Below are 24671 nucleotides of genomic sequence, written 5' to 3'. Positions count from 1 at the left end.
GTTTTAAAGCACAACGCTTTGCACTGTCTTCACGCCATTACATTGTTATTTTTGTTCCGCGGTACTAGCTGTTATGCGACATCGTTTGCAGGATAAAGGATAAGCTATGTTAACGCTGAATAGCTTTCGTCATCTGGTTGTGAAGCTTTATCTGATTGAGCTTGTATCATATTGAGCGGTTGATTCGTGACGGAGGCAGATAGACTTGAGTTACTTGATGTTGTCATAAAGAAGTCCTCTTTATGTCAACGTATTTCAGGACGGGACAACTTGTTATAAAAAAGGAGGCTAATTAGCCTCCTTTTTGTTGGTTTAAATCTTACTGAGTGGATTACGCTGCGCGTTCCTGTGAAGTGGTAGAAACCACTTCTGGACGCAGTTCAGCTGGGTCAAAGTCATCAACGTTGATTGACTTCATACGACCGATTTCAGCTCTTTCTAGCAAGTTAACTTCATCGTCGCTCAGCACGCCCAGTGCTTTACCTTCAGCGGCAACTTTATCTAACCACATGAAGGGTAGACGTTTACCGCTCGCTTTACAGACTTTGTCATGCAGAGGCTCAGATGCAATGATGTCCAGTAGTGTTTGTTCTTGGATACCCACAGCATTGTGCTCAGAGTTGGTCCAGAACTGGCCTTTACCTAGACGGTCACGGCTTTCACACGGTGTTTGCATGATCTTAGCGACTTTATGATCTAACACATCGCTTGGGCGTTTCAGTGGACGACCGAATGGGAACATCACCACGCGTAATGCGCCGCCAAGACCCATAGGGAAGTTATCCAGCAAATCGTCTAACGAGGCTTGTAACTTGTACAGCGCATCTTCAACCGCCCATTGCACTAACGGCAAGTCGTCAGTTTGACGGCCTTCATCTTCATAGCGTTTCAGCGTGGCAGATGCCAGATACAGTTGGCTCAGTAGGTCACCTAAACGGGCAGAAATACGCTCTTTACGTTTAAGGTTGCCGCCCAAGGTTGCCATGGCTAAGTCAGAGAGCAGGGCAAGGTTGGCACTGAAACGGTTCATCTGTTGATAATAACGCTTGGTTTTATCTGAATAAGGCGCGTTAGAGAAACGGCTTGATGTCAGACCTAACCAGAAGCTACGGATGAAGTTACTGGTCGCGAAACCAATGTGACCAAAGATGGCCGCATCGAAGTTAGCTAAACCTTGACCCGATTCGGTATCAAACGCTGACTCCATTTCTGCAAGCACGTACGGATGGCAGCGAATTGCGCCTTGGCCATAGATGATCATAGAACGGGTCAGGATGTTTGCGCCTTCAACGGTAATCGCGATAGGCGCAGCTTGGTAGCCACGGCCTAAGTAGTTATTGGGGCCAAGACACACGCCTTTACCGCCGTGAATATCCATGGCATCGATAACGCATTTCTGCATTCTGTCTGTCAGGTGGTATTTCACAATCGCAGAGATAACCGACGGTTTTTCACCTAGGTCGATACCTGTGGTGGTTAACGTGGTTACCGCATCCATCAGATAAGCGTTACCGCCGATGCGTGCCATTGGCTCTTCGATACCTTCAAGCTTACCGATAGGCAATTTGAACTGACGACGGATGCGCGCATAAGCACCTGTTGCTAGTGCCGCGGTTTTCACGCCGCCAGCTGAGTTTGATGGCAGTGTGATACCACGACCCACTGATAAACATTCCACCAGCATGCGCCAGCCTTGACCTGCCATTTTAGGGCCGCCAATGATGAAGCTTAATGGCACAAACACTTCGTTGCCGTGAGTTGGACCGTTTTGGAACATACAGTTGAGCGGGAAGTGACGACGACCGGTTTCAACTCCTTCCATATCGGTAGGGATCAAAGCACAAGTAATGCCGAGTTCTTCTTTATCACCAAGTAGATGCTCTGGATCGCGCAGTTTGAAGGCTAAGCCTAATACTGTCGCGACAGGAGCTAAAGTGATGTAACGCTTGTTCCAGGTCAGTTTCATACCCAGAACTTCTTCACCTTCCCATTGGCCTTTACACACGATACCAAAGTCAGGAATAGAGCCTGCATCGCTACCGGCTTCTGGGCTGGTCAGTGCGAAACAAGGTACTTCTAACCCTTTGGCTAAACGCGGTAAATAATGGTTTTGTTGCTCTGGCGTGCCGTAATGTTGTAGCAGCTCTCCAGGGCCTAAAGAGTTAGGCACACCAACAGTTGATGCCAACTCACTGCTCAAACCTGCGAGTTTTTGTAACACGCGCGATTGGGCATAAGCTGAATATTCTAAACCGCCGTATTTTTTCTTAATGATCATGGCGAAGAAGCCATTATCTTTCAGATATTGCCATACGTCGGCAGGCAGATCGGCAAGTTGATGTGACACTTGGTGTTGATTCACCATGCGGCACACTTCTTCAACAGGGCCATCAAGGAAGGCCTGTTCGTCTGCACTTAAACGCGCAACTGGGTAGTTATGTAGTTTTTTCCAGTTAGGGTTACCCGCAAACAGATCGGCTTCCCACCAAGTGGTGCCGGCTTCAATCGCTTCTTTCTCTGTTGAAGACATTTCCGGCATGATGCCGCGATATACTTTCATCAGTGGACGACTGATCACATTTTGTCTAAATGCACTGATATTTAACGGCAAGGCTACCACAAGGAAAATGATCCAAGAGATAGGGCCGACAACATCGAGTGTCCATCCTGCTGTCATCACAACAGCGGCTGCAATAGTGGCAGTGAGCAAAGATACCCGAAGGTAAGCTAGGGCTCCTAGCACTAAGATCATGGCGATGATCCAAAGTAGGGTAGTCACTGTAATTCTCCTTAAATATGACCGAGTGCCAACCACAGGTCATAGAGTGTTTTGTTGATTGCGATCACAATTATAGTTTGTGGTCAGACCTGTGTCGCATAAAAGTTAAACCTAAGACAATTTTAATACAAGTATTTTTCAAACAATTGTTTAAATTATTTGTCAGCTTTGATCATTCCACAAATGTCATCAACTAGTTACAATGCTAACAAGTGGATTTTTGATTGATGATGGGCGAGAAATATGTGCGAGTTACTGGCGATGAGCGCCAATGTGCCAACCGATATTGTGTTTAGTTTTACGGGATTAGCACAACGTGGAGGCGTAACAGGTCCCCATGTGGACGGCTGGGGTATTACGTTTTACGAGGGCAAAGGCAGCCGTACTTTTAAAGATGCTTGCCCGAGTAGCGAATCGCATATTGCAAAATTGATCAAATCCTACCCGATTAAAAGTGAAGTGGTGATAAGCCATATTCGCCAAGCGAATCGCGGTTGTGTGTCTTTAGAGAATACTCATCCTTTTACCCGCGAATTATGGGGACGTTATTGGACCTATGCCCACAATGGCCAATTGACGGACTATCTGCCTAAGTTCAACGTCTCGCGCTATCAACCCGTTGGCGATACTGACAGCGAACTCGCTTTCTGCTGGATTTTGGAACAAGTTGCCCAGAAGTTTGGCGGCACTAAACCTGAAGATATGTTGGCTGTGTTCCATTATGTCGCAACCTTGGCCGAGCAAATCCGTGCCTTAGGTGTGTTCAACATGATATTGAGCGATGGCGAGCATTTGATGAGCTATTGCAGTAACAACTTATGTTACATCACTCGCCGCGCGCCGTTTGGCAAAGCGAAACTTATCGATACCGATGTGGTGATTGATTTTGATAAGGAAACCACGGCCCACGATGTCGTGACTGTGATTGCGACTCGTCCATTGACTGAGAACGAACAGTGGCATGTCATGCAGCCCGGTAACTGGAAGTTGTTTAGATTAGGCGAGCTGTTAATCGATCTTTGATGTTATCCAACAGCGCTAACACCAGCCCAGCATCTGCGCGAAAAATGGGTGCGAGCAGATTTGCGGCTGATGTTGCTTTGTTCAGGTCACTTTTTAAAAAGATTGAGTCAGTATCCAACACATCTTCTAGCAATGAATGGTTAGTGATAGACCATTAGCAACGAACATGCGGTAACGAACTGTTCGCTATGAACTAGTAGTGCAGGAATATTGGTTCTGAACTTTGGCAATGAACCATTAGCTATGGGCGTTAACCGAACTTAGAGGCTGGCCCTAGGTTCGGTTAAATATTAGCTCGGTTAAATATTAGCTCGGTTAGATATTCATTCGGTTCGGTATAACTTCGGTTTGGTTTTATCGGTGTGAGTTCAGCTAAGGCTTTGTATCATTGAGTTAAGTTGATTCCCTTAACTTAACTCAATGCTTTGCCAGTTAACCTTCCGTCGTGCCGAGCAGTTTTGGTACTTGCGGTTGCTCAGCAATATCTGCCGGCGTGCTTTCTTGGCTCACAACTTCATCGAAGTGATACTTCAGCAACTTGATATCGAGCTGCTTACTGCCTTTTTCAAAATGTGTTAACCGCACGGGCAGGTAGGCTAAATCCGGTGCCATCCAGAAGAAGGTTTGGCGCTTTTTATTGTCACGCACCACTTCAATTTTGACTGTGTCGTAACTGCCACTGTCGATGTTCATCCGTTCTCTGCCAATCACATGGAACTTGTATTCATCCAGTTCGTTGTCTTTGACCATCTTGTAGTCAAGCGCTTCTTTGCCCGCGGCCATATCGAGCCTGAATTGCAATTGCACCATTAATGGATCGAAAATCTCGCCTTCATAGGGGAATTTGCCTTTCTCGTCTTTATAACGGGTATGAATAAAGCCCTGCGCTTTGGCGAACGCGGTTTGCTCTGTGTAATTCGGGCCGACACCTTGGCGCTGCTGTAAGTAACGCAAAGGGCTGAGTTGACTATTTTCTTGAGTAAATTCACTCAAAATGTGGCGCACATCAGTTAACAATAACAGGCTAAGATCGCTGTCAAAACGATACTTATATACCCCATCTTCTGGATTGGGCAGCGTGTATTTAGCTTTACCGAGTTCGATATCCCCATAGTTGACTTGGTATTCGGCCGTCTGCGGCGTGAGCGGCGTCGGCGCGGCGATGGCAAACATACTTTGGGTGAGGGCAGTTAAGCTCACTAATAATGTGGGAATGGTACGCAAAGAATGCTCCTTGGGTCGCAGGTTTTCACCTTGTATCACTACAAAACGCTCAGTAGTGGTTGATAAAAAAGTGTCGAGTAGCATGCTTACTTACACAGTTCAGGGTAAATCAGTTCAGCGTAAATCAAAAATCGGAATCGACGGTTAGCAGGTTATAGCCGAGGCCGACACTTCTGTAAATAGCGATGTAAACAGTTTATGGATCAGTATATTAAACTAAAATGGCATTGCCATGACTAAAGTGACCAGATCGGGACGCCACTGGTACTCAGACAAACTAACTTTGCCGCAGTTCACTGTTATTCCTTCGATTCTTAATAATTCCATCTGTTCCTGAAAGGAGACTGAATTTTTCTCGAAGGAGATTTTACCCTGACTATTGAGTACTCTGTGCCAAGGCAGAGACAAATGCTCGGGTGCCGATTTGAGTGCCTTGGACACATAACGTGCTCGCCCCGGTAATCCCGCATAATCGGCAATTTTGCCATAACTGCTGATTTTCCCCTGCGGGATCATAGCGACGATATGCCAGATTTTCGCCATGGGAGACAAGTCCACCGCTTGGGGCTGGTGACTCGCTAAATCCTGTTCATCTTGTTTATCTTTTTCAAGATAGCGATATAGCGGCGATTTGTCTTTTGGAAACGATGCCATTGAATACTTGGCCCTCAGCAAAATGCGTGTTCATGCTCAGAGAATCACGCTTAAAAGGTACACTGTAAAAATCTTACGCGACGAGGTTGCGCTAGTGTAACGGCAAAGTCTGGTTTAGCGGAAGAAGTGAGGGCATTAAGCGTTCAATGGATTATGCATTACTCGACATTTTTTATCGACTATCTCGATTGCTAACAAAATATTTAAACTGTTTTTAGCTTAAATATTGTGTAAATGGTCAAATAGTCCATAATAGCGCCAATTTTTTTGACTCGATGAGAGAAGATAACTGGCATGGCTGTACTCGATATTCTAACAATTCCCGATGAGCGCCTTAAACGTAAAGCGCAACCTGTAAAAGATATTGAAGCTGTTCAGGGATTTATCGATGATTTAATCGAAACCATGTATCACACGGATGATGGTATCGGTTTAGCGGCAACGCAAGTCGGCAGTACGGATGCAATTATTGTGATCGATTTATCTGACGGTCGCGACCAACCTCAAGTGCTGATCAATCCTGAAATTGTCGAAAAGTCTGGCGAGTTTGTGGGTGAAGAAGGGTGTCTGTCGATCCCCGGTTATCGCGCTAAAGTGTCACGTTTTGAGAAGGTCAAAGTGACCGCCTTAGACAGAACGGGCAAGGCTATTGAAATCGAAACCGATGAGTTTTTAGCCATAGTATTACAGCATGAAATCGACCATTTACATGGCAAAGTGTTTATCGAACATTTATCCATGTTAAAACAACAAATTGCGCTTAAAAAAGTGCGTAAATACGCTTAAGCCTATTGCATAAAAGCGTGCACAAAAATGTGTATGAGCGCTTTTGAGCGCGTGTTGCACCTCCTGATTAGCCGCATTTTATGATGCGGCTTTTTTGTATCTAAAATTGGTATGTAAAACCTGAGTTTGAATGTCATTGACTTGATATGTGAACATAACGACTTGTTTTAACTGTAATGAGTGGATAAGGTAGCCAGCAATATCCGCTAGCAATAAATTCAGTAGCATCATTAGCGGCAGTGTAGGGATACGGTAGGGAAACAGATGAAACTTAAGATCATAACCAGCGGCATAATCTCACTCGCAATGCTTTCACTCAGTGGCTGCAGCGCGTTTTTTAACGGCAATACCACAGATAAAAAGGCGGTATCGAGTAGCTTAGTCGAATACTTATACCCAGATGAGAAGAGCCGCCAAGCCCAGCAGCCATCCTTACCTGTGCTGCGTTTGCCTATTACCGTCGGTATTGCTTTTTTACCTTCATCCCATTGGCAAGCCGATGCCATAGACAGTCGCGCCCAAGTCGCTTTGCTCAACAAGGTGAAACAATCCTTTATTAAATACGATTATATCGATCGTATTGAAATCATTCCGAGCACCTATCTTAAAAATGGTAAAGGTTTTAATACCTTGCAGCAAGTTGCCCGCCTGCATGACGTCGATGTGATGGCGCTGGTATCTTACGATCAACTGATGCAAAGCCACGAGAACAAATCCGCCATCCTTTATTGGACTATCGTGGGCATGTATTTAATCCCCGGCAATGAGAATGCAATCCAAACCTTTGTCGATACTGCGGTGTTCGATATGCGCAGCCAAAAGATGTTATTTAGGGCGCCGGGCATAAATCAGTTAACTGAAAGTTCAACCGCTGTTGGCGTGACAACAACTTTAAGGGAGAAATCCTATGAGGGTTTTGATCTTGCGGTGAACGATATGATAGTCAATTTAGACGATGAACTCGCCCGCTTTAAAACACGGGTTAAAGAAGAGCAGGTTGCCACCATAGAACATAAACAAGGTTACAGCGGCGGTGGCAGCTTATCGCTATTGATACTTTCACTACTGGGGATTTTTGCGCTGCGCCGTTTAACGATTTGCCGTGAATAAATAATTAAGCGCCAATTAAGATCGTTAAGGATGAGCAAATTGAGGTTTGCTTTGAATCAAGACGTGGGCAAAAAGTATATAAAGTTGAGCACAGGCTCTGGTTATCAACTTACTTGTAGTTAACGTTTTGATTTTATTTTTAAAGTGGTTTGCTGAGGCTGCGGTATTGCGTCGGACACCACTTACGCGGGCGTGATACATTAGGCGTTTAACAAGGAGAAAAATTAAATGGATTTAAATTCACTATTACTGTTTGCAGTTGCTTGCCTTGCTATCAATCTTATCCCTGGACCCGATGTTATCTACATTGTATCTAACACAATGAAAGGGAAAATGATCAGTGGTCTTAAAGCTGCGATGGGTTTAGGTGTAGGTTATTTCGTTCACACGCTTGCTGCTAGCTTGGGATTATCTGCCATCATTCTCAGCTCAGCGTTGGCTTTTAGTATTGTGAAGTGGTTGGGGGCCGCATATCTAGTGTATTTAGGTATTCAAGCGTTAATATCAATGTGGCGTGGCAACAATAAAATTGTGGTCGATGACAATAGCAAACCAAACGGCAACGTATTTTACCAAGGCATTGTCGTTAGTGTACTTAATCCTAAAGTCGCTTTATTTTTTCTCTCTTTTTTGCCGCAGTTTATTGATCCGTTAGCAGGTTCAACGTCAATTCAGCTGTTAACCCTTGGTCTTATTTTCAGTTTGTTAGCGACCCTGTGTAACGTCCTTTATGCGTCGGCAGGAAGTTGGGTATTTAGTCGGCCCAATTCCCAGCGTTATTCCAGAGCCTTAGAGGGAATATCAGGTGTGTTGCTTATTGGCTTGGCCAGTAAAGTCATGACCAGTGATAGATAGTGGAATATGGTTAGGCCGCTAAGAGCTGGGACATGGCTCAAATAAGTGGATCTGAGTTGATGAAAGACCCTGAAAGCAAGTGCCAGTGATGATAGAACGCAAACCGAAAGTGGATGTTGTTTGCGTTTTATCATCACTGGCCAGATTTAGGGTTACAGCTTGAGACTATTGAGCCGCGTTTCGTGCTTCAGTAAGCCAACCGTTCCATTTATCTTGGTTCTTGGCAATCCACCCATCTACGTGGTGTTGAATATCTTGCTTACTCTTTTCACCGTCGTTCATACGCGTGTTCTGCTCGTTGATATCGGCGAGCGGTAGTGTGAATACCTCAAAAAACTTTCTCGCGGCGGGATTTTGTTTAGCGAATTTTTTGTTGGCAACGATCTGGATGTCAGAAGCGACAAACCCCAGTTTTATCGGATCGGAAACCGCGCCTTCGAGTCCCTTTACCGTCATCCGATCAACGGCAGCACTCTGGGCTTTTGTTGGCTTGATTTCAGGCACGTTTATCCACACCACGTCCTCGCCTGGCTTCATTTTAAAAATGGTCCAGTTGGGCGCCCAAGTATAGAAAAATATCGGGCCACCATTTTTATAACCCGCCATAGCGGATGCCATCCCGGCTGCATAGGCTGCTTTTACCGGATTAATCGAATCTTTCAGACCGTAAACATCCATATGGTGAGTGATGATTTTTTCGCATCCCCAACCAGGAGGACATGCAGTCAAATCCGCTTTACCATCTCCATTAGTATCAAATGCTTGTTTGACTTCAGGGCGTTTAAAATCTGCAAGAGAGGTTATATTGTATTTATCGGCTTCTTTTTTAGAGATTAAATATCCGCCTAATCCACCAGCTTTAATAACATAACCAATCTTTTCAGCTTTCTCGTCGAAATTACTCGGTAGCTGATCGTTATGCATTGGAAACCAACCATTGGCCCAATAGTCAATGTCACCGAGTGTGACGGTTTTATAAAAGATGGGATTGACCAATGTCTTAGGTTTTTCGACATCATACCCAAGCGTTTCAAGACCGCGTCGAACAAGTGCTTCCTGAAAAAAACCTGTGTCCCATGTCGCCCGAGCGGGTTTAACGGTTATCCCTTCCCCTGGCTTGAGAGTATCTGCAAGCGCTGCGGATCCCGTCACTGTCATTGCAGCTAACGCTGCACCCAGTATTACTTTTTTAAGTCTCATTTTACGTCCTTATTTTTTTTGGTCGCCATTGATTGGGTGATCCTATCGAGAATGATGGCTAATAAAACAATCGCTAGACCGCCCACCGTGGCCAAACCAATATCAAGTGTATTTAAGCCCAGAACGACAGGTGCCCCGAGGCCACCCGCGCCGATCATCGCAGCGATGACCACCATGGAGAGCGACATCATGATGGTCTGATTCAGGCCCGCCATGATGGTCGGTAAAGCAAGGGGGATCTGAACTTTCAGTAAAACCTGCGAGCTTGTTGCCCCAAAGGCGAGCGCAGCCTCGACTAACTCTGGGTGTACTTGCCTAATCCCGAGACTGGTTAATCTCACCAAGGGTGGCAGGGCAAAAATGATGGTTGCCAGCACACCCGCGGTATTGCCAATAGAAAAAAGCATCACAATGGGGACCAAATACACAAAGGCTGGCGTCGTTTGCATCGCGTCCAAAATGGGTCGTAGAACGTTGTTAACACGATCACTGCGTCCAGCCCATATCCCAAATGGCACACCAACAAGGGTGCAGAACACCACGGATGAAAAGACCATGGCGAGGGTTATCATGGTTTCAGACCAGAAACCGAGCAGACCGATGAGCACCAATGATAACAGCGTAAAGATGGCCAGTTTTAAACCTGACACTCGCCAAGCAATGGCGCCAAACAGGGCAATAACAAGCAGAGGGGAGGTTGCCAGTAGACCGTCTGACACACCAGACAGAATAAAGTCGACGGACCATTTGATCAGTTGAAAAAACCATCGATAGCCTTCAACCAACCAGTTAACTACATTGGTGATCCAAACATCTAAAGGAATCACTCTTTCATCAAAACTGAACATGATATAAAACTCCTGAAGTGAGTATTCTAAGATGCTGATTGCTCAAAATAGGTCCCCTTTTCTGCACGGTTTAAGGTACGAAGAAACAGATTTTTAGAAACAACGCCGCGATATCTACTTTCTGAGTTTACAACTGGAATAGGCCAAGCATGGGAGGCGACCAAGGGTAAGATATCCTGAAGGCTATCTGTTTCTTGAACTGATTTAGCGTCTGTCAGAAAAGCATGCTCAAGTTTGCTAGCACCATTTCCTTGGTCAACAGCGTCGCGCAGGGAGTCTGAAGAGACCACACCTAAAAAGCGGTGTTCTGAGTCAAGTACATAGGCAAACTCGCGATCTTTAATGCTTAACATTTCTAGGGTGGCGCGTGGGCTACCGGCTTTAGTATGCCAAACAACGGTTGGCTGACTGTCGCGGGCAATATCCCCAGCGGAGATAACACCGGTTGGATCCACACCACGGAAAAATGCGCGTACATAATCATCCGCGGGATTTTGCAGGATTTCTTCCGGCGTCCCAACCTGAATCACACGCCCACCCTGCATAATGGCAATTCGGTCGCCAATCCGTAATGCTTCGTCTAGATCATGGGAGATAAAAATGATGGTGCATTCATGACGATCTTGCAGTTTCAGCAGTTCATCTTGCATCTCAGTCTTGATAAGCGGATCAAGCGCCGAAAATGCCTCATCCATGAGCAAGATATCAGGATCAACCGCTAAGCCTCGCGCTAATCCCACTCGCTGCTGCATACCGCCACTTAACTCATTGGGATAGGCCTTCTCCAAACCTTCGAGTCCGACTTGTTTTAAAGCATCTAGGGCTCGTTCTTCACGCTGTTTTTTATCCATGCCATCGAGTTCGAGGCCAAATGCGGCATTCTCTAACACTGTTTGATGGGGCATAAGCGCGAAGGATTGAAACACCATACTGGTTTTACTTCTGCGAAACCTGACCAGTTCATCCTTATTCATGTTGAGGATATTTTGGCCATCGACTAATACCTCTCCCGACGTGGGTTCAATGAGCCTGTTTAACATTCTTACTAAGGTTGATTTTCCTGAGCCGGATAGCCCCATAACCACAAAAATCTCACCTTTATTTACGGTAAAGCTGGCACCTTGTACGGCAACCGTCAGCCCTGTCTGTTCGTAAATTTCCTCTTTGCTTTTCCCTTGTTCAAGTAACTTCACCCCCTTGCGAGGCTCAGCACCAAAAACCTTATACAGGTTTTTTATCACTATTTTTTCCATAACATTTTCCATGACGCTCTTTTACGCCGTTCTGCTTTTTTGCACTAACGCTACATAAAAAACACATGAATAAATTCTGCTCGATTAAACATTGAATGATGAACTCACAGAGTTCATAAAAAATGCACAGCACGAGTAGTCTCTTTCTACACTAGTGTCTTACAGGCCTATCTGTCAACGAATCCACGCAATTAAGTAGAATGTAAATTATTGAAAATAAAAATATTTATTTATTTTCCTCGTGCGTTAACATTTTTTTGATGACTCAGTTGGCGGCTAAAACCTTGAAAGGCTGAACGATTCCAACAACGAAAAAAAACGTAGAAAACTGAAAGTCATCCAAGAAAAAGAAAATGCGGGTGCAAACACAAAAACAGCGACAATTGCTCAGTAATCTGTGTTAGGAAGCCATGTAAGGCATGTGGTGGACAGCGCCAACAACCGTGGAAAAATTCACTATGACACTCATTCACTATAACAATAGAGGTCGAGTGATCGAGTGATTGGGACATACTTATACGTGTCTGACTATAAATGTCATGACATGCCTGCATAGTTGGATTTATCGCTGGGATCTCGTGTGAACATTTTAAACAGGAACGACATTTATCTAGTGGTTGTCAGCACCTAAAAGCGGACTGACGCTAAACGACTCAGTACATTCGCCTTGCTTGAACCTAAACCCAAAGTGCGTTATGTCATTGTTAATATTGATTTCAACATTGACCTAAACATTGACCTCAGAAAAAACCTCAAAAAATTTTTCTATAGCCATGAACTCCACCGTTTTAGACATTACCGATTGTCTTTCTCTATGGCGAATGACTTGAGGTCTGGTGTCAGTGTGATTCTGGTCTCAGTGTGATAGTGTGGATTTAGCTGCGAACTCGACGCATAGGCATTTGGCAGCGCATCAATTGCATTAATATCTGCATTAATATCACTCCCATGTTCTATAGCGCACCGACAGCAATACTGCTTTTTGCATACCATGATTCGTAAATCGCATCCTCTGTTAAAAAATCAAGCATGTGAAGGATACAGTACTTATGTTACGCACCGTTAAACATATGGAAGACTACGTAATCAGTGCTACAGATGGCAATATTGGGCATGTCAAAGATGTCTATTTTGATGACGAAACTTGGTGCGTTCGCTATCTTGTTGTTGATACAGGCACTTGGCTTTCGAGTCGAAAAGTATTGATTTCGCCCATCTCGATAGGCCAAGCAAACAGGGCGGACAAGCAATTACCCGTCTCGATCACAAAAGAGCAAGTCGAGAACAGCCCCGACATTAACACTCAAATTCCCGTCTCTCGCCAGCAAGAAATCAGCTTACTTAAGTACTACGGCTATCCATATTATTGGGGCGGTTATGGGATGTGGGGCGACAGTGTGTACCCGAATTTGATGTTAACGGGATACGTCGACTTGGTTTCGCGGCCCAATGACGAAGATCCACAAGCGGTTAAGGCGGTTAAAGCCGAGCAGCACCAAGATGACGATACACATCTGCGTAGTTGTCAGGCGGTAATCGACTACCGCATTCATGCTAGCGACGGTGACATTGGCCACATAGAGGACTTGCTTATCGATGAAGAGACTTGGGCCATTCGATACCTAATAGTGAATACCAGTAACTGGTGGCTAGGCCATCAAGTGCTCATTCCTGCCGATTGGATTGAAGATGTGAGTTGGCCGGATGCCAAAGCGTCGGTCAATCTAACACGACAGGCAGTGAAAGACGCTCCGCCATATAACCCATTGATGCCAGTGGATCGTAAGACTGAAATGGTTATCTACCGTCATTACGGTCGTCCCGGTTATTGGCTGGATGAAGAGCAACATGAAACTGCAAAATCACACCCTAGCACCGCGTAAGAGCGAGCGGTGACAATATTAATAGGTGATCAATGGTAGCCGAATCTATGTCTACATCTACAAAATCAGCCACAGAATCATTAATAAAATCAGCCACAGAATCGAAAAGTGTCGCAATTTTTGGTGGTGGTATTGCTGGACTAACGGCAGCCCATGAATTTGCAAAACTTGGCTACCAAGTCAAGGTGTTCGAGGCGAATGCGGATGTGGGCGGTTTTTTTAGAAGTGCCAGAAGGAAAGAGGATCAGGGGATGCCTTCTGAATACTCTTGGCATGGAATGGGCCCTTGGTATAACAATTTTTTCGAACTCATCAAGGAAATCCCCTTTGATGAGCACTCCAGCCTCTATGATAATATTCTTTCACGGCCTGTGGTATTCGGCTTAGCGCCTAATTCAGGTTCGGCTCATTTTGGTGACTCTCACTCCGGCAATGTCGATGTGGAAAACCTGTTTAGTATGACGACCAAAGAAAAATGGCTTTGGTGTTGGCTAATGGGAAAAGCATGGTGTTCAAATACCCGAAGTAGCCAAAAGTACTGCAACATCAATGCGAAAGAAGCTTGGCGACCTTATTTAGCCGCTTCGACACTGAGTACCTGGAGTTCCACTTTTGGCCCTTGGGTAGGTTCCGACTGGTGTCATGTTTCTTTCCATCATGTGGCGCATTTTTTCCGTAAGCAATTAGTCACCAAGTATTCGTATCATCATCAAGCAGACAGTGAAGGCGGGCCGTGGGAACACAAGGCTCGTATGGGATGGTTGCTGCTTAACGGACCCAGCAGTGAAGTTTGGTTTGATAAATGGGTCGATGATCTGAAGAAAAAGCAGGTCGAGTTTCATTGGCAGACCCCACTTCATCGTTTGTGTTTTGAGAATAACAGCATCACAGCGGCAGAGCTCGCCAATGGCGAAACCGTTCAGGCCGATATCTATGTCCTCGCACTCAATCCCTTTTCTGCGGCAGATATCTTGGCAAGAACCCCGCTGCTTCAAAATAAACCGCAACTCAATCTTTTTAAACCCTTGGTACAACAGGGGCCGCATACCCAAGTGTCATTCAGAATTGGCTTCAAAGAAAAAATGTCTTGGCCACGAAAACGATGCGCGCTGGTTATTTCAGACTCCGCCTTTAACCTGACACTGTTTGCTCAGGAACAAGCGTGGGGAGAGTCGAGTCCTCTGGGGGACGATATTCAATCACTGTGGACTGTCACCGCGTGTGTTTCAAAAGTCCCAGGCCCAGTCCATGGCCTGTGTCTGGAACAATGCACTGAGGAACAATTTCTGGATGAAGTGTTATTTCAATTAAAACAGAGTCATGCCCTCGATGAATTGGTCAAAAAGGCTAACGGCGGTAAAAGCTGGCAAGATTTTTCCATCGTGAACATCACCGTTTGGCATGAATGGGCGTTTTCTCCAGAAGGCATAACATCGGCGCAGCCCAAGTGGGTGAATTCGACCCACACCCAACAATATCTACCACAGCAAAAGACGACCATACCCAACCTTGTACTTGCAGGCGCTCACACCCAAACGACGGCGGATGTGTGGAGCATTGAGGCGGCGGTCGAGAGTGGCAAGCTGGCGGTAAAGGTTTTTGAGCCGCAACTTAAGGTCATTCCACAGTCGAACTTTCTGGTGTTGACCATCCTTGGGAAAATTGATGATGTGCTTTATTACTGCAAACTTCCTAACGTGTTGGATGTTGGTTTGGCAGTCATTGTTATTTTGTCGGTGAGCGCCATTGCCTTTGGGATTGCCGGATAAAGACTGGCTGATATAAAACACAAATAACGCAGGGCATATGCATGACCATGAGGCTAATGCTGGCGGATAAGGTCGAAGTGAATTGCTCAACAGCGATTTCAGACGTGGATTGCGACCATGGGCATCCTCTTTTATCTGGCAGGTTTTGTCTGGGGCAAGATAAACCGCACTTTATAGGTGCAGGCTAGCTTGGTCATTAATATAGAAATTTTTTATCTAAACGTTGGAGCCAATTATGTCAAAAAACGTATCGGATCATTTAGTCGAAATGCTAGTAGAAGCGGGTGTTAAGCGAGTTTATGCCGTGACTGGCGATAGTCTTAATCCGGTCAATGATGCTGTACGAAGGGATGGCAGACTGCAATGGATCCATGTCAGGCACGAGGAAGCGGGCGCCTATGCGGCATCTATGGAAGCTGAGCTCAATGGTATCGGTTGTTGCATGGGCAGCAGTGGTCCTGGGCATGTTCATTTAGTCAATGGACTCTATGATGCCAATAGAGCTGAAAATCCGGTTATTGCGATTGCTTCAACTATTCATACTGAAAAATGGGATTGGACAATTTTCAAGAGACAAGACCCGAATCGTTATTTCAAGATTGTTCAAAATATGTGTTTCTCGCCAATACCCCTAAACAAGCTGTCAATGGTTTACAAACGGCGATTCAGCATGCCATCAGCAAGAAAGGGGTCGCTGTGCTCGGGCTTCCCGGTGATGTGGCTTCAGCAAGTTTAGAACCTGTGCATACGGCGAATAAAAATTTCTATACTCAACCCAGAATAACTCCCAGTCATGAACAGCTTCAAGAATTGGCAAGCGTCATTAATGAACATGACAAAGTGATGCTGTTTTGTGGCCATGGTTGTCGCTATGCCGTTGAAGAAGTGATGGCATTGGCCGAAAGGCTTAACGCCCCTTTGGGATATAGCTTTCGAGGCAAAATATTTTTTGAGCGTAAAGAAAATCCATATGCCGTTGGATTAAATGGGCTGTTAGGTAATAAATCTGGTTTTGAAGCCATGCATCAAGCCGATGTCCTTTTGATGCTGGGCACGGATTTTCCTTATAGTGAGTTCCTTCCCGAAAAATGCAAAATTATTCAAATCGATACTAAACCCGAAAAATTAGGGCGTAGAGCTAAAGTAGATTTTGGATACTGTGGTGATATTAAATCAACCCTTGAAGATCTCATGCCTTTAATCGATGCCAAAACGTCCACGGATTTCCTCGACAAAACCCGTTCACTGCATCAAGAAATTGAAGCTATCTATGAGAGCTATGTAAAAGAAAAGGGCTCTGAAAAAAACATTCACCCAGAATATGTCGCCCATTTGGTGGATAAACTCGCCGATGACGATGCGATATTTACCGTTGATACGGGGATGAGCGCCGTGTGGGCCGCGCGTTATTTAAAGGCGGGAGCCAATCGCTATCTGACCGGCTCCTTTAATCATGGCTCAATGGCGAATGCCATGCCTATGGCGATGGGGGCTGGTTTATCACAACCAGACCGGCAAGTGATTGCGTTTTGTGGCGATGGCGGTATTTCAATGCTGCTCGGCGACTTAATGACCATTAGCCAATATCAAATTCCTGTCAAAATCATCATCTTTAATAATCGTTCGTTAGCTATGGTGAAACTTGAAATGCGGGTAGAAGGTTATATGGAGTGGCAGACGGATATGGTTAATCCTGATTTTATAAAATTGGCAGAGGCGATGAACATTGCTGCATGGGAGGCGACGGAGTCCAAAGATGTGGAACTCGCACTGGTAAATGGATTCAAGCATAAGGGACCTGCGATAATCAATATTTTTACTGATCCCAATGCCTTGGCAATGCCACCCACCTTAAACTTCGAGCAAGTAAAAGGCTTTGCAGCATCGATGACAAAATTAATGGTCAATGGAAAATTTGCCGAAATCGTCGATACGACCAAGAACGATTTAAAATACTTACGGGAGTTATGATAAAACATCATGAAGCAAGCCATTCGATTCACCACAATTGTCCTGGTTATTTTTGTCGCCATCATCGGCATTATACTCTGGCCTTTAGCGGGTTTGATTATGCTGGTGGCTTCGCTCGTGTTGCTTGGATTGTATGATTTATTTCAAACAAAACACTCGATACTGAGAAACTTTCCTGTCATCGGTCATATGCGTTATCTATTAGAAATGATAGGCCCAGAGCTGCATCAATATTTCGTTGAGTCCGATACTGATGGCAAACCCATTAACAAGAATCATCGCAATTACATCTACGAGCGAGCCAAAGAGCAAAATCAAACACGCCCCTTTGGCACTCAGCTCGATGTATATGATGATAATTATAAATGGATGCAGCACAGCATCTATCCGGCGAAGAAAATGGACACTCCGCCACGGGTTGTGATTGGTGGCAAAGATTGCCAACAACCTTACAGTGCCAGCCTGTTTAATATCTCAGCCATGAGTTTTGGGGCTTTGAGCAAAAATGCAATCCAAGCCTTAAATTTGGGCGCTAAAGCAGGTGATTTTTTTCATGATACCGGCGAGGGCGGAATATCCGAATACCATTTACAAGGTGGCGATTTAGTGTGGGAAATCGGCACAGGGTATTTTGGTTGTCGCACCGAAAATGGCTGTTTCGATGCGGAAAAATTTAAACAAAAGGCCAATTGGGAGCAGGTGAAGATGATTGAAATCAAACTCTCACAAGGTGCAAAACCCGGGCATGGAGGGGTACTTCCCGCAGCTAAAAATAATCAGGAAATTGCTGAAATAAGAGGTGTTCAACCCCATACCGATGTGCTTTCACCTCCCGGCCATTCCGCTTTTAGCGATGCAGAAGGGTTATTGCAGTTTGTTGAGCAATTGAGAGTGTTATCCAACGGAAAACCTGTCGGCTTCAAACTTGCCATAGGCAGTAAGCAAGAGTTTATTGAAATATGTGAAAAAATGCTCGAAACAGGTATCAAACCCGATTTCATCACTGTGGATGGTGCGGAAGGGGGAACGGGCGCAGCCCCCATCGATTTCTCAAACTATGTCGGTATGCCTTGGGAAGATGCACTGATTTTCGCCGTGGATACGCTCAATACCTACAAGCTTAAAAAAGACATAAAAGTGATTACGGCGACTAAGATATTTACCGCTTTTGATCTGTTTAAAGCCCTTTGTATTGGTGCTGATGTGTGTAATTCCGCTCGGGGTATGATGCTGGCTTTAGGTTGTGTTCAGTCCCTGAAATGCAACACCAATGAATGCCCGACAGGCGTCGCCACAAATAATCCCACATTAGTGCGAGGCTTAGTGGTTGCTGAAAAGTGGAAAAGAGTCAGCAATTATCACCAACATATGTTGGACGATTTCTTGGCATTATTGGCGGCTTCGGGCTGTCATTCACTTGATGAAATGAATCGAAATTTAATTTATAGGAAAGTGGATAAGCAATGGCATTCCTATGCTGAAGTGGTAAAAACTCAGCGGATTTTATGACTTTAGCACTGACTCTTACGCTTACAACTTCACAAAATACGGTAGCGCGATCAGGGCGATGCCGATGCAGACGAGTAAGATTAAGTTGCTGACAAAATAAGGGTAGATCATCAGGGTTATCCCAACGACGAGGGGGATGGGTGCACCTTGGCGTTTGCCATAAGTGAAGAAACCTATGCCGAAGACACCAAATAGCATGCTCCAAATCAGTACCGCGGGATTATCTAGCACGCCTTGCTCCTTCTTATCTTCTGTATCGACTTAAGTTTGCCGTAATAGCCCATTCATTAGCTCGTAGTAAACACTCATAATATTAGTTCGTTGGCTTAGCTTGTAATATTAGCTCTTAATATGAGCTCTTAAGCACTGTGAGTGTAATCTTAAAGCAGACCTTCGGCGATTAAGCTTTCTTCATATTGCGACTTCACACTGTGACTTGAACTGCTACTTATATTGACAATTGATACAGTGACTTCGGATTTTGACCTTATAGCAGCGTTAAACACGTTTTTATATTTGCAGCTCGTTTGAGTTCCTATTGGGATTTTACACTTGGTAAAGCTCTAGGGGTAAACCGTCTGGATCGCTGAAAAAGGTGAATTGTTTACCTGTGTACTCATCAATACGAATGGCTTCCACTTCAATATTATGTGACTGCAAGTGTGCAACGGTTGCATCAATGGATTGTACCCGAAAGGCTAAATGCCTAAGCCCGCAAGCTTCGGGATAGCTCGGTCTTTGTGGCGGCTTGGTAAAAGAGAACAGCTCGATTTGACTTAAATCCGGCAGTTGTAGATCGAGTTTAAAGGAGCTGCGCTGCGCTCGATAATGTTCCGCCAGCGGCTTGAGCCCTAAAATTGTCACGTAGAAATGTTTGGATTTTTCATAGTCGCTGCAAATAATCGCCGCGTGGTGTATGCCGAGTAACATAGGTTTCCTAATATCGCGTTTAAGGTATTGTCTTAGCAGTGCATCTAAGTATTTATTCTTTTGTGCAGAGTAACTGTTCTTATTAGATTAAGACCCATCATCCTAAGATGGCGGGTCTTATTTCGCAATGTGTGATCTCGTAAAAGCAGATCACAGCATTTATCGAGCCTATTCGATCTTACTTATTTGGCCGCTTGCTCATTCAGTTGCTTACTCGCGGACCCACTTTTCCGCTCATCTGCTACAACGGTGAGCGATAGAATCGCCGACGACAGCGGGGCTAGGGTGAGCGCTATCTTGCCTTCGCCTTGTTCAAGCCGCAGCTGGCTTGTTTGATGATCTTCGAGTAAATCCTTAAGCGGATAAACGCCGTCCTTTAATTGCCACTGACGTATGAGCTCTTTGGGGAGCTTGAGCTGTAAGGCTTTTGATTCGGTCTGACTGAAGTTACTGACCACAATCAACTTTTGAGTCTGCTTTGAGGTCGGAGATATCGCCTCGAAGCGGGCAAAGGCGAAGGTGCTGTCGTCATAGCCTGTTTCGTTTGCAGTGCTCTTTTGAGTACTCATACTTTGAGCGCTGTTATTTTCAATGATATGACTTTGAGTCGCATTCTTCTTGCTGCGATTCGCGGCATCGAGTGAATAATATTGGCCTAACAGTGCAGGCGCAGTTTGGCCTGTGCTTAGATTCAATAGCTTTTGATAGTAAGCCCGCAGCGATGTTTCCTGCGCCGTTGATTGTCCACCATCAAACTTGCCATTGTTCATCCAGCGCTGATGGGCGGGGACACCAACATAGTCAAAAATACTGGTGCGTGATGCGTGACCAAAGCCAGGATTGTCGATGGCGGCTTCTCCCACTTCTTGGCCAAAATACACTAACGTTGGTGAAGTGCCTATCGTTGCCGACACTACCATAGCGGGCAGGGCATAGTTTGGATTTACGGCTTGGGTCTCTAGGGAGCTATTCGTTGGTTTATTTGTTTGTAGCGATGCTAAAAATGATGCATTACCAATACGTTGCTCGTCGTGGTTCTCTAAAAAGTGCAGCATGTGGGATTCAATATCGTGCACTTTTGCCTGATCCGCCGCGATATTAGCTGTGCTGGTTTTACCCGCCATCACGGCTTTTAGGGTGTCGTAAAGATCGACCTTATCGTACAGATAATCCATTTTTCCAAGCTGGATATAATCTCGGTACAACTTAGGGTTATAGACCTCGGCCAAGATAAAGGCATCGGGATTAGTGTGTTTTATCTGGCTGTTGAGGTAACTCCAAAACTCCACTGGCACCATTTCGGCCATATCGTATCGAAACCCATCGACTCCTTTTGCAAGCCAATATTGGGCAATCTGATTGAATTTAATCCAAGAGCTTGGGATTTCGGCTAAATGTTGTTCCCAGAAAGCGTAATGCTGCGCCTCAGTAAAAGTGGCGAATTGGGCTGGCAGGCGAGGGAAGTCATAGGTGCCATCGGGGCGTACGCCGTAATTGATTTTAACTGTCTCGTACCAATCATTAGCATCGGGCTTGGCTAAGCGTGAGCCATTTCCAGTCCACTTTGCGGGAAATTCGTCGAATTTACCGTCACTTAAGGGGTGAATTTCTCCGCCCAGCGGTTTAAGCTCTGCGGGTAAGCTTGGCACCTCAAAGGCATGCGCTTGTCCTTTCGTTCCCTTCACACTGTTATCAACGACGTAATAGAAGTTGTTGTTTTTGGCGTACTCCAGACTGGTATCATCATCTTCGCCAAAATCGCGCACGCCTTGGGGTTTACTGACCGATTGATAATGGCGCGCCACATGGTTTGGTACGATATCGATAATCACCTTTAAGCCGTGTTGATGGCTACGGGTAATCAGCGCTTCGAACTCGGCTAAACGGTTGGCGGGGTTGACCGCCAGATCGGGGTTGACGTTGTAGTAATCTTTGACTGCATAGGGTGAACCTGCGCGTCCCTTGACCACATCGGGATCATCTGCAATTACGCCAATCGCACTGTAATCACCAATCAAGGCATGGTGCGGAACGCCCGTGTACCACACATGGGTGACGCCTAGGTCCTTGATGCTATTGAGTGCAACATCGTCGATATCATTAAATTTGCCGACACCGTTGTCGGCAATCGTGCCCCAAGGTTTATTCGTTGGGTTTTTATTGCCATAAAGGCGAGTAAAAATCTGATATACCACAGGTTTTAGCGTCATAACCTCACTCTCAGACTTTGGCTGTAACTCATTATCAAGCGCCTGCGCAGATGCATTTGCATTGGCCGATAAGCAAAAAAGCGAGGCAGTTAATAAAGCTGCACTAGATAAAGAGGCATTAAACAAAGACTGTAGACATAAACCGAGTGATGATTGCCGAAAGTGCCGGTGCTGCGGGGCTTTGGTCAGTAAAGCTACGATGGGAAATTTAGCCGCTTGTTGGCTCTGAGTCACTCTGGAATCGATAGGCGATAAAAAGCTCAAGGCTGAGTTCCTTTTTGAGTTGAGTTTTTGGCTAGGTTATTAGCTGTGTCGTTAGTATGAGCGCGCGTTAAAGCGTTAGCTTTGCTCCTTGATCGCATTGAATCTTGGCTGCTCGGCAAGCCAGCATTCAGCGGCGACTTAGTCTTAGACTTAGAATTAGGCTTAAGCTCGAGGATAGTGACCCCTGCATGGGGCAATGTTATCGCTTGATTGAGTGAAACTGTTTTGCCACTGATGATATCTGTAGCGGCGCCGCTATCGCCAAGTACACTGGCAAAGCGCTTTATATCTAGCGTGACTGCCTTGTCATTCTTATTGTAAATCACCATGACTTTATCGGCCGAGGGCTGAGTGCAGGCATTGTGTTGGGTTAGAGAATTGTTTTGTATTCGTGACTTGAGCGCTTCGGCTTTTTGTTCAGCAGATAATGGCGCATTTAATACGCAGCGAAATTGCACATAGACGCCATCTTGCGGCACAAAGTGCAGTAAATCGCCCGATTGTAGCGCAGGAGATTGTTTACGGTAATTCAGTAGGGTACGGACAAATTGCTGTGCTTGTCGCTGGGGTTCACTCAGCCCTTGGCCGGTAAAGGCGTTAGTGGCACTGTTGGCAAAACCGCCGGGGAAATCACTGCGCACAACGCCATCGTGACGGCCTTCTGTCGGGCTGCTCATTAACACTTCTGTACCGTAGAACAGCTGCGGAATGCGTTTGGCGGTCAGTACATAGGTGAGTGCCATCTTATATAAGTCTATATTTTCTTTCACTAAACTGAAGATACGATTGGTGTCGTGATTGCCTTCAAATAGCACTAGTTGACTGGGATCGGCATACACAACATCGTTGGCTAACATCTCGTAAAGCTTGATAAAACCTGTGTCCCAAGTTTCTGGCTCATTAAGGCTGGCAATTAATTTTTCATATAGCGGGAAGTCCATCAAACTGGGTAAATCTGAGGTATAGCCATCGGCATTGATTTTGCCCTTTTGCCAATAGGACACTGTGATGGGGTTTGCGGTCCATTCTTCGCCCACAATATTAAAATTCGGGTACTCAGTCATTACGGCCTTAGACCATTTAGCGAGAAACCCTTTGTCGGCGTAGGAATAAGTATCTTCGCGGATCCCTGAAAGTCCTGCGTACTCGACCCACCAAATACTGTTTTGGATAAGATAGGTTGCCAGTTTGGGATTGCTTTGATTCAGATCCGGCATAGTGTCGGTAAACCAGCCGTCGACAAAATCAATATGATCTTGTGCTGCCGCGTAGGGATCTTGCACTGTGGTGCGCCTATGGCTGGTGAAACGGGGGCTGGTAACGCTGGATTTGATGGTGCTGGATTTAGTATCGGCAGACTGAGTTAAGTCAGGCTTGGATTCGTGATTGTTTAGCGGCGTTTTTGTGGCGTCATTGAGCCAGTCTTGGCTAGGTAAATCGTTGAGCCACCAATGATTAGAGCCGATATGATTCACGACAACATCTTTAATCACCCCAAGGCCAAGCTTGTTTGCCTTAGCGACTAAGGCTTTATAATCCTCATTGCTGCCAAAGCGGGGATCGACGCGGTATAAATTGGTAATTGAGTAACCGTGGTATGAATAGTGGGCTTGATTATTCTCAAGCAGTGGATTGATCCATAACTGAGTCACCCCGAGCTTTGCCAGATATGCTAAGTGCTGGCTGATCCCTGCGATATCACCGCCATGGCGAGCATCGGGATAATAGGGGTTGCTGGGATGGCTAGGAGAGTTAGCCGCGACAGGCTCTAGCATATCGGCCTGATTGTCATTACTGGTGTCGCCATTGGCGAATCTGTCCGGGGTGATAAGGTAAATCACATCCTTATTGCTAAATCCTTGGCGTTCACGGCTGCCCTCAGCACGCGCTTGCAACGTATAGGGCAGGCGATAAAGAGGCGTGTTGGTTTTTGAAGCGCTGGTTTTTGAAGCCAAGTCAGTGTTGGAAATTATTAGCTCAAAGGTTTGCGGCGCAGCTTGGCTCAGATCTAAATTGATAAACAGATAGTGAGGGTTATCAATGTGTTCAAGGCTTTTTAGCGTGATGCCGTGCCCTTGGATATCAACCTTAAGCTGCTGCGGTAAGCTAGGGAAATCGCGGCTATACAGCATTAACTGTAACTCAGGATTTTGCATTCCCGCCCACCAAAACTCAGGTTCAAGTGTCAGGTCTTGAGGCTGGCTTGATGTGCCTTGAAGTGGTAAAGAGAGACTGCCTGAACTTGCCTGCGCTGTGTTGGCAGAGGCGCCTAGGCTAAGCATAATCACTAAGGAAGTGGTGAGAGTCCGCAGGTTTAATATCATATTCTTTCCTTGTTGATTCAAATTTAAACTGCAAATTCAATTTATAAATCGATGAGTTAGTACACTCTTAACGTCAGTT

Annotated in this window: 19 protein-coding genes; 9 read left to right on the top strand and 10 right to left on the bottom strand. The window is 45.5% G+C overall.

Annotated elements, in window-relative coordinates; genetic code table 11:
- Positions 1-331: 331 nt before the first annotated feature.
- The gene (fadE, locus tag AC5YB3_RS00915) at positions 332-2779 is read right to left on the bottom strand and encodes an acyl-CoA dehydrogenase FadE (protein WP_012587755.1); all 2448 of its coding nucleotides are present in this window, start codon (positions 2777-2779) and stop codon (positions 332-334) included.
- Positions 2780-3022: 243 nt separating this feature from the next.
- On the opposite strand from fadE, the gene AC5YB3_RS00910 reads away from it, so the two are divergent.
- Entirely contained in the window at positions 3023-3802 is a 780-nt protein-coding gene (locus tag AC5YB3_RS00910; RefSeq protein ID WP_006081496.1) for a class II glutamine amidotransferase, read from the top strand.
- Positions 3803-4234: 432 nt separating this feature from the next.
- Here AC5YB3_RS00910 and AC5YB3_RS00905 read toward each other — a convergent pair whose 3' ends face one another.
- Positions 4235-5026 (bottom strand): DUF3108 domain-containing protein, encoded by a 792-nt coding sequence (locus AC5YB3_RS00905; RefSeq protein ID WP_259569819.1) that lies wholly within the window; start codon positions 5024-5026, stop codon positions 4235-4237.
- A 216-nt stretch (positions 5027-5242) separates the two neighbouring features.
- Positions 5243-5680: an MGMT family protein gene (locus AC5YB3_RS00900; RefSeq protein WP_006087286.1), complete on the bottom strand. Its 438-nt coding sequence runs from the start codon at positions 5678-5680 to the stop codon at positions 5243-5245.
- 294 nt (positions 5681-5974) lie between these two features.
- Between AC5YB3_RS00900 and def the strand changes: the two genes are divergently transcribed.
- The 3 genes from def (at position 5975) to AC5YB3_RS00885 (ending at position 8431) form a co-directional block, all read left to right on the top strand.
- Positions 5975-6466 carry a peptide deformylase gene (def, locus tag AC5YB3_RS00895; protein WP_006081499.1) on the top strand — a complete coding sequence of 164 codons (492 nt, stop codon included), beginning with the start codon at positions 5975-5977 and terminating at the stop codon, positions 6464-6466.
- A 264-nt stretch (positions 6467-6730) separates the two neighbouring features.
- Positions 6731-7576 (top strand): rhombotarget lipoprotein, encoded by an 846-nt coding sequence (gene rhlP, locus AC5YB3_RS00890; protein ID WP_259504996.1) that lies wholly within the window; start codon positions 6731-6733, stop codon positions 7574-7576.
- Between the two features lie 228 nt (positions 7577-7804).
- The gene (locus AC5YB3_RS00885) at positions 7805-8431 is read left to right on the top strand and encodes a LysE family translocator (RefSeq protein ID WP_259515624.1); all 627 of its coding nucleotides are present in this window, start codon (positions 7805-7807) and stop codon (positions 8429-8431) included.
- A 165-nt stretch (positions 8432-8596) separates the two neighbouring features.
- On the opposite strand, the gene proX is transcribed toward AC5YB3_RS00885, so the two are convergent.
- The 3 genes from proX to proV are packed head-to-tail and all read right to left on the bottom strand — an operon-like array spanning position 8597 to position 11732.
- Positions 8597-9631: a glycine betaine/L-proline ABC transporter substrate-binding protein ProX gene (gene proX / locus AC5YB3_RS00880; RefSeq protein ID WP_259585694.1), complete on the bottom strand. Its 1035-nt coding sequence runs from the start codon at positions 9629-9631 to the stop codon at positions 8597-8599.
- Positions 9628-10479, bottom strand: a complete 852-nt coding sequence (locus AC5YB3_RS00875) for an ABC transporter permease (protein ID WP_494526330.1) — start codon at positions 10477-10479, stop codon at positions 9628-9630. Before AC5YB3_RS00875 ends, proX begins: the two co-directional genes overlap by 4 nt.
- Positions 10480-10505: 26 nt before the next feature.
- A complete protein-coding gene (gene proV / locus AC5YB3_RS00870) occupies positions 10506-11732 on the bottom strand; it encodes a glycine betaine/L-proline ABC transporter ATP-binding protein ProV (RefSeq protein ID WP_494526329.1) in 1227 nt (408 codons plus the stop codon).
- A gap of 1049 nt (positions 11733-12781) precedes the next feature.
- Between proV and AC5YB3_RS00865 the strand changes: the two genes are divergently transcribed.
- From AC5YB3_RS00865 to AC5YB3_RS00845, 5 genes are all read left to right on the top strand, one after another.
- Positions 12782-13615 (top strand): PRC-barrel domain-containing protein, encoded by an 834-nt coding sequence (locus AC5YB3_RS00865; protein WP_494526328.1) that lies wholly within the window; start codon positions 12782-12784, stop codon positions 13613-13615.
- Positions 13616-13647: 32 nt separating this feature from the next.
- Entirely contained in the window at positions 13648-15384 is a 1737-nt protein-coding gene (locus tag AC5YB3_RS00860) for an FAD-dependent oxidoreductase (RefSeq protein ID WP_494526327.1), read from the top strand.
- Between the two features lie 235 nt (positions 15385-15619).
- Positions 15620-16120, top strand: coding sequence for a thiamine pyrophosphate-binding protein (locus AC5YB3_RS00855; protein WP_494526326.1), 501 nt, complete (start codon positions 15620-15622; stop codon positions 16118-16120).
- Between the two features lie 5 nt (positions 16121-16125).
- Entirely contained in the window at positions 16126-17355 is a 1230-nt protein-coding gene (locus AC5YB3_RS00850) for a thiamine pyrophosphate-dependent enzyme (protein ID WP_494526325.1), read from the top strand.
- Positions 17356-17364: 9 nt separating this feature from the next.
- On the top strand, positions 17365-18864 hold the full coding sequence (locus AC5YB3_RS00845) for an FMN-binding glutamate synthase family protein (protein WP_494526324.1): 1500 nt from the start codon (positions 17365-17367) through the stop codon (positions 18862-18864).
- A 21-nt stretch (positions 18865-18885) separates the two neighbouring features.
- Here the strand turns inward: AC5YB3_RS00845 and AC5YB3_RS00840 are convergent, their stop codons facing one another.
- The 4 genes from AC5YB3_RS00840 to AC5YB3_RS00825 all read right to left on the bottom strand — a co-directional run bounded on the left by AC5YB3_RS00840 (position 18886) and on the right by AC5YB3_RS00825 (position 24592).
- Positions 18886-19095, bottom strand: coding sequence for a hypothetical protein (locus AC5YB3_RS00840; protein WP_006081509.1), 210 nt, complete (start codon positions 19093-19095; stop codon positions 18886-18888).
- Positions 19096-19410: 315 nt separating this feature from the next.
- The gene (gloA2, locus tag AC5YB3_RS00835) at positions 19411-19794 is read right to left on the bottom strand and encodes an SMU1112c/YaeR family gloxylase I-like metalloprotein (RefSeq protein WP_006081510.1); all 384 of its coding nucleotides are present in this window, start codon (positions 19792-19794) and stop codon (positions 19411-19413) included.
- Between the two features lie 182 nt (positions 19795-19976).
- Positions 19977-22268, bottom strand: a complete 2292-nt coding sequence (locus tag AC5YB3_RS00830) for an alpha-amylase family protein (protein ID WP_494526323.1) — start codon at positions 22266-22268, stop codon at positions 19977-19979.
- Entirely contained in the window at positions 22265-24592 is a 2328-nt protein-coding gene (locus tag AC5YB3_RS00825) for a glycoside hydrolase family 13 protein (RefSeq protein ID WP_494526322.1), read from the bottom strand. The genes AC5YB3_RS00830 and AC5YB3_RS00825 overlap by 4 nt, the downstream gene beginning before the upstream one ends.
- Positions 24593-24671 lie beyond the last annotated feature (79 nt).

This window comes from Shewanella sp. 1311 (assembly GCF_059338235.1).
This window is presented reverse-complemented; position numbering and strand designations above follow the sequence as displayed.

Coding starts and splice junctions, on each gene's coding strand:
- AC5YB3_RS00875 (WP_494526330.1), bottom strand. CDS start 10,479: ATGTTCAGTTTTGATGAAAGAGTGATTCCTTTAGATGTTTGGATCACC.
- AC5YB3_RS00855 (WP_494526326.1), top strand. CDS start 15,620: ATGTCAAAAAACGTATCGGATCATTTAGTCGAAATGCTAGTAGAAGCG.
- AC5YB3_RS00825 (WP_494526322.1), bottom strand. CDS start 24,592: ATGATATTAAACCTGCGGACTCTCACCACTTCCTTAGTGATTATGCTT.
- proV (WP_494526329.1), bottom strand. CDS start 11,732: ATGGAAAAAATAGTGATAAAAAACCTGTATAAGGTTTTTGGTGCTGAG.
- gloA2 (WP_006081510.1), bottom strand. CDS start 19,794: ATGTTACTCGGCATACACCACGCGGCGATTATTTGCAGCGACTATGAA.
- AC5YB3_RS00860 (WP_494526327.1), top strand. CDS start 13,648: ATGGTAGCCGAATCTATGTCTACATCTACAAAATCAGCCACAGAATCA.
- AC5YB3_RS00885 (WP_259515624.1), top strand. CDS start 7,805: ATGGATTTAAATTCACTATTACTGTTTGCAGTTGCTTGCCTTGCTATC.
- AC5YB3_RS00845 (WP_494526324.1), top strand. CDS start 17,365: ATGAAGCAAGCCATTCGATTCACCACAATTGTCCTGGTTATTTTTGTC.
- AC5YB3_RS00900 (WP_006087286.1), bottom strand. CDS start 5,680: ATGGCATCGTTTCCAAAAGACAAATCGCCGCTATATCGCTATCTTGAA.
- rhlP (WP_259504996.1), top strand. CDS start 6,731: ATGAAACTTAAGATCATAACCAGCGGCATAATCTCACTCGCAATGCTT.
- proX (WP_259585694.1), bottom strand. CDS start 9,631: ATGAGACTTAAAAAAGTAATACTGGGTGCAGCGTTAGCTGCAATGACA.
- AC5YB3_RS00865 (WP_494526328.1), top strand. CDS start 12,782: ATGTTACGCACCGTTAAACATATGGAAGACTACGTAATCAGTGCTACA.
- AC5YB3_RS00910 (WP_006081496.1), top strand. CDS start 3,023: ATGTGCGAGTTACTGGCGATGAGCGCCAATGTGCCAACCGATATTGTG.
- def (WP_006081499.1), top strand. CDS start 5,975: ATGGCTGTACTCGATATTCTAACAATTCCCGATGAGCGCCTTAAACGT.